We start from the raw sequence: 9766 nt of genomic DNA on the forward strand, positions 1-9766 counted from the left end.
GTGCGACCCGGGCCATGAGGGGCAGGGAGCGGGTGGGCACGTCCACCGCGTCCGTGACGCGAGGCCGGACCGTCTCCTGGGAGTCCTGCGTGACGACGGACACGGGGCTGGGAAGGGGAGGCGGCGTCGGCACCACCCGCGGCAACCGCCGGGTGGGCGCTCCCTGCTGCGCTGGAGGCTCCCGCCAGGCCTTGAGCTCCACCAGGAAGTCGTCGGGCACCGCCAGCTCGCGGCCCTCCTGGTGCAGGTCTCCCCGGAACAGCACCCGCAGCAGGTGCGCGATGCTCATCGCGGAGAAGCGCGGGAAGTTCGAATACAGGAACCCCGCCAGCGCATCCCCGAACGCATGGCTGGAGGCGAAGCGCTGTGTCTGGTCTGGATTCAGCGCCTTGAGGACGATGTCGTTGAGCTCGTCGGGCAGGTCCGGCCGCAGCTCGCGCAGCGCAGGGATTTCGCCGTGAGCGACCTTCATCATCACGACGTGGGGCGGGCCATCCACCGGAAGCCGGCCACACAGCAGCTCATACAGCACGACGCCCGTGGCCCAGACATCCGTGCGCGCATCGACTTCCTCTCCGCGCGCCTGCTCCGGGGAGAAGAAGAGGTACTTGCCCTTCACCACCCCGGGCGCCGTCTTGACGCCCCGCAGCAGCTTCGCCTTGGCGATGCCGAAGTCGACGATCTTGACCTGGCCCTCGTAGCCGATGAGGACGTTGTCCGGAGAGATGTCGCGGTGGACGATGCCCAGTGGTGCGCCGCTGCCATCCGTGCGCGTGTGCGCGTAGTGCAGGCCCCGGCACATCTCCATCGCGATGAAGACGGCGACGGGGATGGGCAGCGCGGCCATGCCACTCTTCATCGCGCGCTTGAGGACGCGGTGCAGCGGCTGCCCGTCCACGAACTCCATCGCGAGGAAGTACTCGCCGTCCACCCGCCCGAAGTCGAAGACCTGGGCGACGTTGCCGTGGGAGAGCGTGGCGGAGATGCGCGCCTCGCTGATGAACATGGAGATGAAGGCTTCGTCGTCGGCGTACTCGGGGAGGACCTTCTTGATGAGGACCGACTTGGTCACGCCCGCGGCACCCACGAGCTGGGCGTGCCACGTCTCCGCCATGCCGCCCCGGCCCAGCCAGGACACCAGCTCATACCGCCCGAAGGTGTCTCCGGCTTCGAGTCCCATTCCGCGGCTACCTTACCCCCAGAATCCTGGGAGGACCGAGTAGACGTCCTCACGACTGTCTGACGCGGGAGTGAAGCTCCTCCTTCCGCCTGGAGGGCAGGCGGCCCGGGCTCCGGTGATGTAGGGCGGGGCCTCACCCCACGCCGTGGCGGGCCGTCAGGGGGCCTGCGCCGGAGTGCCGGCCGGGAGCATGACGTACAGGCGGCCCAGCTCGGTCAGCTCGCCGGAGGCCCCCAGCAGGTTGATGGAGGGGATCTCATTGTTGCGCCCGGAGAACCACGCGTAGCGCTCGATGCCGGGCTCCGACTCCAGCCAGGTGATGGCATCCACCATGTACTTCTTCTGGACCTCCACGGTGATTTCACTGTGGGGACGGTCGCCGCAGGCGAACTCGGTGAGCCAGAGGGGCTTGTTGTACTTCTTGAACTGGCCCACGTACCACTTGAGCGCGGCCAGGTCGCACGCGTACCAGTGCACCGCGATGGCATCCACCTGGCAGCCCTGGCAGGCCTTGAAGAAGGCATCCAGGTACACCACCGGGTCGGTGAAGGTGACGCCGTCCTCCGACACGCAGTCCCCGCAGTAGTTCACCGCCGGGGACACCAGCTTGAGCTGCTTGCGGCGGGCCACCTCCTCCAGCACGGGCCAGAGGGCCGCGGCCTGGCGGGGCGTCTTGTTCGCCTGGCTCTTGAAGTTGGGCTCGTTGAAGCCCAGCAGGTACCGGGCACCCGCGGGGATCTCCGACGCGAGCTGATCCGCGTTGGGGGTGCCGCCCCACGCCATGGGAACGAAGGTGACGGCCTGGGCGGTGTAGACGCTCGCCGCGCCGTCCTCCGGCCTGGGCGACCAGTTGTACCACCAGCTCATTCCGGCGGAGAGCGCCTTCAGGTCCGCCGCGGAGTGGTAGCCATAACCGAGGCCGCGCTTCGCGCTCTTCGTGACGACAGGCACCGGAGGGTCTGTCTGGGATTGCCCGTCGGCGGGGTCACACGCGAGGAGTGGCAGCAACAGGACGGCCAGGGACAGCGTCGGGGGGCGCCGGGTGCGGATCATGGGAGGGGACTCTATGCGTGGGCGTCGAGTCCCCTCCAGCGTGTCAGCGGCTACACAGCGCCGGGCTTGAGCACGGTGTCGTAGACGCGCTGGGAGAGGCCCGCATCCAGGAAGTCCATCTCCCCGCCGACCATGGACAGGTACCTGGCGGCGTCGGGGTTGCTGGCGCCTTCCTTCGCCGCGCCACCGGGGCCCATGAAGTGGGACAGCAGGCCGGTGCGGACGGTGGTGGGCGCGCTGCCGTCGCGGCCCCAGAGGTAATGCTCGTTGGCGGAGACGGCGCCCAGCCGGGCCATCTGGGACATGTACCAGGCGCCCACATGGACGTTCTCCCAGACCTTGCCCAGCTCCGAGTCCTGCGTCTCCTTCGGGTCCCATGTGCTGCCGTCCGCGCGCTTCAGCCCGTCACCGCTCGCGTAGTTGCGGAAGTCCTCCAGGTTGGAGGCCGCGCGGGGTTGCAGGAGCCCAATGGTCTTGTCCGGGGCGACCTCTCCGTTGGGACCCACGTTGAGCTTCGGGTCGAAGGTGGACTCCTGCGCGATGTCCGACAGGATGAGCCGCGCGGCGTCCTGGACCGGCAGCTCCGGGAAGTAGCGCTGGGCGGCGCTCAGCGCGGCCTGGGCGATGGCGGGCTTGTTCTTGTCGAACTCCGCGCGCTTCGCGTCGCCCACGCCGTGCATCTCCGACCCGACGGGATGCAGCGACGCGAGCTTGTCCATGTCCGCAGTGGCCTGCGCCACGCCGTACCCGTTCTCCACGCCCTGCGTGTCGGAGACCGCGTCCACCTGCTGCGTGCGCGTGTTCGCGGGGACCTGCTGTGGGCCCGTAGCGGCCGGAGGCACCGTCTGTCCTCCCGGGGTGCCCGAGGTGCTTCCGCCTGACGGCGGCGGCATCCGGCCACCCGTCTGGAGCAGGGCCAGCGAGCGCAGCGAGTCATTGAAGTAGTTCCCGCCAGGGACCTTCTGCATCTCGTTCCACATCGCCTCGCGGTAGCCCGCGTCCGGATCCGTGATGGCTCCCGCCGCCGCCATGGAGACCGCGACCGCGTTGTGGTTCTTCGCGAGCGGGTCGCCGTTGAGCGCGTACGTGTCGCCGATGTTCTCCACGCCCTGCGACTTCCAGAAGGAGTTCACCTTGTCCAGGTACGCCTTTGCGCGCGGATCATCGTTCCACGCGGCATCCGTGCCGATGCGCCAGGGTGTCCGCACCGCGTCGTAGGAGGCGTTCGGGCCGCGCTCCAGGGGCTTGCCGTTGGCGTCCACCCAGTCCGGCACCAGCCCCGTGTCCCTGGACCCGGGCTGCTGCAGCGTCTTCTCCAGGATGTCGTAGCTGGAGTCCGCCACCTTGTCCCAGCGCGTGTCGCCGGTGAACTTGCTGAACTCCTTGTAGTACGCCGGGGCGAAGTAGCTGGGGTTCGTCTCCGACGAGCCGCCGAACTTGTCACCCGGCTTGAGCACGTGGGTGCCCGGCTCCACCTCGTGCTCCATGATGGAGTTGATGAGCTTGCCGGCGTCCGCCTTGTAGCCGCCCCACTGCTTGTCGGCGACCACGAGCGCCATGGCCATGTCCTCGTCGGCGTCCGTCGCGCCGTTCTGGCCGAGGGTCCCGCCCTGCGAGTCGATCCGCCAGTTCATCAGGCCGTTCTCGTTCATGTGGGCCTGCCCGTACTTCCACAGCCCGTTGAACGTGTCCTGGTCCTTGTTGTACGCGGCCAGCAGCATCCCGTAGCCAATGCCCTCGGACACCGTGTCGTTGTTGTTCTCCGGGCGCTGCACGCGCAGCGCGCCGTTCGCGCCGTCGGCGGTGACGTACTTGTCCTTCCAGTCCGCGTAGCTCTTCTGGATGGCCGCGTCCGCCACCGCCGGGTTCGGCGCCAGCGTCTTCCCCGTGCCCGACGTGCCCTGGGATTCCTGCGTCTGCTGACCGGAGAACGCCTTCCAGTCCGCGCCGGTGTTCTCCCCCGCTTCGAAGCCGTCCTTCGTTTCGTAGCGCGCTGCCGGGACGGGCTTCGGCTCCTGCGCGCGCTGGTCGTGGATGACCGGGGGGGGCTGGGCTGGGCTGGTCCGGGTGTCCCACTGCTTCGGGGGCTGGGGACGCGAACCGTTGATGGAGAGGGAGGGGGACATGGAGTGCTCCGTTCGGAGGGGGGAAGGGCCGACTGTCTGGCTTTGTCAGGGGCTCAGATGGCGGGGATGTCCGAAGCGAAGCGGTGGTTCGTCGTCAGCGAGCTGGGATCCGCCTGGTAGGCCGCGAGGATCTTGTGGGCGTTGTTCGCCAGGCTGCGCGCGAAGGCGTGGGCATCATCATTCCGGACGTCCACGTTGCTGCTCAGGCGCTGGTTGGGGTCCGTGTAGTTCGTGGCGCCTCCCCGCACGTGGTGCAGGTAGTTGTTGGCGCCCATGGAGCGCATGGCATTGAGGGCGACGCCGACGTTGCGCTCGATGGCCTTCGAGTCCGTCCCGTTGAGCTGGGTCAGGTCTCCCGGGACGGCGTCGCCTCCGAAGGACTGGATGAGGTCCTTGTTGAGGTTGAAGGGGCCGAAGTTGGTGGCGGAGCCGTTCTTGCTGAAGTCCGTGCCGCCCTCCTGCATGGACTGCGCGACCAGCAGCGCGGCCTCCTCCTGACTGGCGCCCGCCTTCGTGGCGGCATTGAAGACCTCGGTCTTCCAGTAGCCCACCGGGTGGCCGTTGTACTGCTGGTTCTCCTCGTAGGAGAGCTCCGGGTACACCTGGTCGGCGCCGTGCGTGCCCGCCTGGACGACGGAGTCGGTGCTGATGGCGGCCTCTCCGGCGCCCGCTGGCGTCGTCAGCGGTGCTGGCGACGCGGCCTGCGTCTTCTGCGTCCCGGAGGTCCCCGCTTCGAAGCTGTCGGTCTGGAACCGCTGGACGAGGGGGTGGACCGCCGCGGGCTGCGGGGCCTGCTGCGTCTGCGAGGCCTGCTGCGTCTGCGAGGCCTGCTGCGTCTGCGTGACGGGGGTGGGCTTGAACGAGGGACGCTGGGTGATGGCGGAGAGGGCCATGGGAGGGTTCCTTCTTTGGATTGCGTGTGGGGCCAGCTGCGGCCGTGTGCGCTGTTCCAAAGCAGGAGCCGTACCAACCCGTTTCGCGCGCTCCCTCAATCGCTCCCAGAGGGGAGCCCCCGGGCCCGGGCTCCCCGGTGGGTGACTGGAGTCACCCGACCCTGTTCGCCCGGGTGACTGCTGTCACCCGGCGTCGTCGTCCCCGGAGGGCTTGCCGTCGCTGAGCTCCAGGCCGTGCTTGCGCATCAGCTTGCGCAGGTAGACCCGGTCGATGCCGGCCTCTCTGGCGGCGCGGTTGAAGCGGCCCTCGCAGCGCTTGAGCAGGCTCATGAGGTAGTCGCGCTCGAAGCCCTCGACGAGCTGCTCCTTGGCCTCCTTGAACGGCCGGGCGAGGTCCAGGTCCCCGCCGGAGCGGGACGCGGCCCGGCGGGGGACGCCCGGGTCGATGTCCGGCAGGGACTCCTCGCCCAGGTTCACCACGCGGTCCACCACGTTGCGCAGCTCGCGCACGTTGCCGGGCCACGGGTACTGCATGAGCAGCGCGCGCGTCTGGTCCGACAGGGCGCTGGGGGGCTTGCCCAGGCGCTCCAGCACGGTGTCGATGAGCAGCGGGATGTCCTCCGGGCGCTCGCGCAGCGGCGGCAGCACCACGCGCAGCACCGCGAGCCGGTGGAAGAGGTCCCGGCGGAACTTCTCCGCCTTCACCGCCGCCTCCAGGTCCACGTGGGTGGCGGCCACCACCCGCAGGTCCAGCGTGCGGTAGTCATTGCCGCCCACGCGCTTCACCTCGCGGCGCTCCAGCACCCGCAGCAGGCGCGGCTGCAGCTCCAGGGGCAGCTCGCCCACTTCGTCGAGGAAGACGGTGCCGCCCTGGGCGCGCTCGAAGGCGCCGGCCCGGTCGCCGTGCGCTCCGGTGAAGGCGCCCTTCACGTGGCCGAACAGCTCCGACTCGATGAGCGAGGGCGCGATGCCGGCCAGGTCCACCACCACGAAGGGCTTCTTCGCTCGCGGGCTCTCGCGGTGCAGCCCTTCCGCGCACAGCTCCTTGCCGGTGCCCGTCTCACCCTGGATGAGGACGTCGGAGTCACTGGGCGCCATGCGCTCCAGGAAGGTGAAGACCTCGCGCATCTTGCGGCTGGTGCCCACCAGCGCGCCGAAGTGGTCGCGCGAGGACAGCAGGCGCGAGCGCTCGCGGGTGTCCTCCGGCATCAGCTTGAGCTGGGTGGTGCCCAGGGTGAGGACGACGCCGGGCTGCACCTCCAGCTCGGTGAAGCGCAGGCCCTGGCAGAACGACCCGTTGTACGAGCCCAGGTCCGTGGCGACGACGCGGTCCTCCGCCACGTCCAGGCGCAGGTGGTGACGGGACACGGCGCTGTCGTCGAGCACGATGTCGCAGTCCGCGCTCTTGCCCAGCCGGTACGTGCCCACCGGCAGCGGGTGGCCCTTGCCGGCATCCGCACCCGACAGCACCCACAGCTTCAGCCGGACCCTGCCCGCGGGCTTCGCCGGAACGGTCGTGGTCCTGTCGAGCCGCTGTTGCTTCGCGTCGTTCCGCTCGTCGTCCTGTCGCGCCACGGGGGCACGCTACCACGCGCTCCGGGGCCCACCGATGCGCCGGCGGCCGTCGCGACGGTGGGAACCTACGGGGGCGCCGGGTGGGCCTCCAGCCAGCGGGCCACCTCGGCGGCGCGGGGCTCACGCGTCGCGCGGACGTAGCGCACGCGGGCCGCTTCGGCCTCCTGTCGCGCGGGCCCCGGCTCTCCGGCGTCCCACAAGGCCTTCGCGAGCGCGAAGCCCGAATCCGCGAGCGTCTCGTCCGGCAGGGACGTGTAGCCCACGGCCCGCCGCAGCGGCGCGATGGCGTCCTTCGCGCGGCCCAGGCCCAGGAGCGCCTGCCCCACTCCGTCATGGGAGTACTGGAGCGTCTCCTCGCCGGGCGCCACCTGCTGCTTCATCGCCAGGGCCTCCTCGTAGACGCGCAGCGCCTCGTCGTAGCGTCCCAGCTCCAGCAGGCACATGCCCACCTCGTCCAGCCCCTCCGCCACGGGCAGCGTGCGCGCGCCCAGCAGCGTCTTGCGGATCTCCACGGCCGCGCGGGCATGCGTCAGCGCCTGGGCCGCGTCCCCCGTCTCGCGCAGCGCCCAGGAGAGCGCGTCATGCCTGCGCGCCGTGTCCGGATGCAGCGGCCCCACCGCGGCCTCCGTCTGCGCCAGCGCGCGCGTCAGCAGCGCCACGCCGCGTGCCTTGTCGCCCATCCGCGTCGCCAGCCCGCCCTGGAGGAAGGTGATGCGCGCGCGCAGCGGATGGCCCGCCGGCAGCACCGACTCCGCGCGCGCCTGCGCCTCGTCGAACAGCGCGCGTGCCCGGGACAGGTCGCCCTTCGCCGACGCGAGGTTGCCCTGGTTGATGCGCACCTCCGCCTCCAGCGCCGCGTCTCCTCCCATCCGCCGCAGCGTCGCGTCCGCGAGGCCGCTCCAGACATCCGCCTGCTCGAAGTGCTTCAGGCCCTCCTCCACGTAGAGGAGCCGGTTGAGGATGAGCACCTTCAGCCGGTCCGCGCGCCCGGCCTCCGCGTCGAAGGCGGCCTGACGCAGCGACACGGCGGCCTCCGCGGAAGCCCCCAGCTGCTCGCGCATCCAGCCCTGCTGCAGGTGGAGCCGCGCCATCAGCGGCGCATACCCCGTCGCCTGCACACCGGTGACGAGGGGCGCGAGTTTCTCCGCGGCCTGGGTGAGGCGTCCGCCGTCCACCAGCACCTTCACCTCGGAGAGCCGCGCCTCCAGCCGCTCGACCTCGGCGCGCTTCGCCGGCTCCTCCGGCAGTCGTTGCTGCTCGCCGAGCGCCGCCACGTCCGCGCACTCGCCCAGCGCGGGCAGCGCGTTGACCGGCGTGAGCGCCTTCTCCACCAGCGGCCGATCCGCCGTGGCCAGCAGCTCCACCACCGCGCGCGCGTCGTTGCGCCGCCGCTCCAGGCACACCACGCGCTCCACGCGCAGGGCCTCGGGCTGCGTGCCGCTCACGCGCGTGGCCTCGCAGGCTTCGGTGTGCTGCCGGCTCCAGGCGCTCGCGTACGCATCCAGGGCCTTCGCCACGCGCTCCGTCATGCCCGCGGCGAGCGGACTGCCGGTGGCGAGGAAGGCCTGCTCCACCCGCTGACGCTGCGAGGGGCCCCACACCTCGGCCATCAGCGCGTCCGAGCCGGCGCACACCTGGGAGCGCTGGTAGAGCGCACCGGCTCCCAGCGCGAGCCCCATGGCCCCCACGCCCGCGACGACGAGGGCCCGCCGCTTCCGGGCGCGTCGCTGCTCCTGGCCCAGCGCGTCCAGCAGGGCGGAGAGCGTGGGGTAGCGGTCCTGGGGGCGCAGCGACAGGCCTCGCATCACCGCCTGCCGCACCCACGCGGGGACGCGGGCCTCGTGCGGTGGCTCCACGATGGAGGGCGCCCGGGGCCCGCTCAGGTCGGAGGGGCTTCGCAGCGCCTGCATGCGCTCCGTGTCGAAGGGGCGCTGGCCGTAGAGCGCGTAGTAGAGCGCCGCGCAGAAGCTGAACTGGTCCGTGCTCGCATCCGGCCCGGCGCCCATGACCTGCTCGGGCGACATGTAGTTCGGCGTGCCCATTACCGCGCCGGTGGCGGTGAGGGGCGCATCCAGCATGCGGCGCTCTCCCAGCAGCTCGCCCGGCCCCAGTGTTTCGGTGGTGTCCTCGTCGCCTGGTGTGGTGCCCACCTGGCGCGCGAGCCCGAAGTCCGTGACACAGACGCGGCCCCGACCATCCACCAGCACGTTGGCGGGCTTGAAGTCGCGGTGCACCAGCCCCACCGCGTGCGCGGCCACCAGCCCCCGGCCCGCGGCGAGGTACACGTCCAGCACCTCGCGCCAGGAGCGCGGGGCCTGCTTGAGCCACTGGCCCAGCGTGCCCCCGTCGATGAGCTCCATCGCCAGGAACACCTGCGCGCCCCACACGCCCACGTCGAACACCGGGATGACGTGCGGATGGGAGATGCGCGCCATCGCCTGCGCCTCGCGCAAGAGCCGCGCCCGCCCCACCTCCGAGTCCGCGTGCCCGTCCGGACGCAGCAGCTTCAGCGCCACCTTCCGGTCCAGGTCCGGATCATACGCCGCGTACACCACGCCCATGCCGCCCGCGCCCAGCGGCCGCAGCAGCAGGTAGCGGCCCACCTGCACCGAAGGAGGCGGCCCCGGACGTGGGAGCCGATCCGAGCCGTCCGTCCCCGGCGCGCCCTCGCCCTGCGCCCGGGGCAGGGGGCGCGTCGCCTCCTCGTCCGGACCGCGCGCGCGGAGCGTCGGGTCCGGCTCCTCTCCCGTGCGGGCTTTCATGGCGCGCGCAATCCTAGTGGGCCCCTCGTTCTCGCCGCCATGACCCTGCTTTTCCTTCTTTCTGGGAAGGTGTGACAACTTCCCAGCCGCTGGCCCGGATAATGCTGGGCGCGCCGTATCCCCCAAGCAGGATGGATGCCGACATGACCGTCTCCCCTGTTTCTGATACACATCTCC

6 protein-coding genes are annotated in these 9766 nt (G+C 70.9%); all 6 read right to left on the reverse strand.

Going from position 1 to position 9766, the window contains the following annotated elements:
- Nucleotides 1-1180: serine/threonine protein kinase (locus D7X12_RS34740; RefSeq protein WP_208719470.1), on the reverse strand; the 1180-nt coding region annotated here is incomplete at its 3' end.
- Between the two features lie 156 nt (nt 1181-1336).
- The gene (locus D7X12_RS34745) at nt 1337-2233 is read right to left on the reverse strand and encodes a glycoside hydrolase family protein (protein ID WP_120629504.1); all 897 of its coding nucleotides are present in this window, start codon (nt 2231-2233) and stop codon (nt 1337-1339) included.
- 50 nt (nt 2234-2283) lie between these two features.
- Nucleotides 2284-4359 (reverse strand): family 8 glycosyl hydrolase, encoded by a 2076-nt coding sequence (locus D7X12_RS34750; protein ID WP_120629505.1) that lies wholly within the window; start codon nt 4357-4359, stop codon nt 2284-2286.
- A gap of 53 nt (nt 4360-4412) precedes the next feature.
- Nucleotides 4413-5252: a hypothetical protein gene (locus D7X12_RS34755; protein ID WP_120629506.1), complete on the reverse strand. Its 840-nt coding sequence runs from the start codon at nt 5250-5252 to the stop codon at nt 4413-4415.
- 183 nt (nt 5253-5435) lie between these two features.
- Entirely contained in the window at nt 5436-6827 is a 1392-nt protein-coding gene (locus D7X12_RS34760; RefSeq protein ID WP_120629507.1) for a sigma 54-interacting transcriptional regulator, read from the reverse strand.
- A gap of 65 nt (nt 6828-6892) precedes the next feature.
- Nucleotides 6893-9589: a serine/threonine-protein kinase gene (locus tag D7X12_RS34765; protein WP_120629508.1), complete on the reverse strand. Its 2697-nt coding sequence runs from the start codon at nt 9587-9589 to the stop codon at nt 6893-6895.
- Nucleotides 9590-9766: the final 177 nt, after the last annotated feature.

The sequence above is a fragment of the Corallococcus sicarius genome, from assembly GCF_003611735.1.
Classification (GTDB): domain Bacteria; phylum Myxococcota; class Myxococcia; order Myxococcales; family Myxococcaceae; genus Corallococcus; species Corallococcus sicarius.